Annotated in this window: 1 protein-coding gene; it reads left to right on the top strand. The window is 42.9% G+C overall.

The window, feature by feature from the left end; genetic code table 11:
- Positions 1-102: 102 nt before the first annotated feature.
- Positions 103-254 (top strand): HD domain-containing phosphohydrolase (locus Pmgp_RS19480; RefSeq protein ID WP_134216337.1); only part of this gene is annotated, 152 nt, incomplete at its 3' end.

Genomic DNA, 254 nt, shown 5'->3' with positions numbered 1-254 from the left:
TATTATATCATATTGTGCCATTTTATGCCACATAAAAATGATTAAAAATCACAAAAAAATTTCCCCTGAAGCCTTCTGCCACAAGGAATTCTGGTTTTCTCTATGCAACTATGCTGTCAAACTAACGTAGGCCACCGCATCGCTATGTCGGCACCCGATCTGGAACCGATTGCCGAGTTTATCCTTAAACACCATGAATGGTGGAACGGTGACGGGTACCCGCTTAAACTAAAAGGAAACGACATCCCGCTGGA

The organism is Pelotomaculum propionicicum, assembly GCF_004369225.1.
GTDB classification, from domain to species: domain Bacteria; phylum Bacillota; class Desulfotomaculia; order Desulfotomaculales; family Pelotomaculaceae; genus Pelotomaculum_B; species Pelotomaculum_B propionicicum.
Note: the sequence above shows the minus strand (reverse complement) of the source record. Positions and strands in the feature narration are given on the sequence as shown.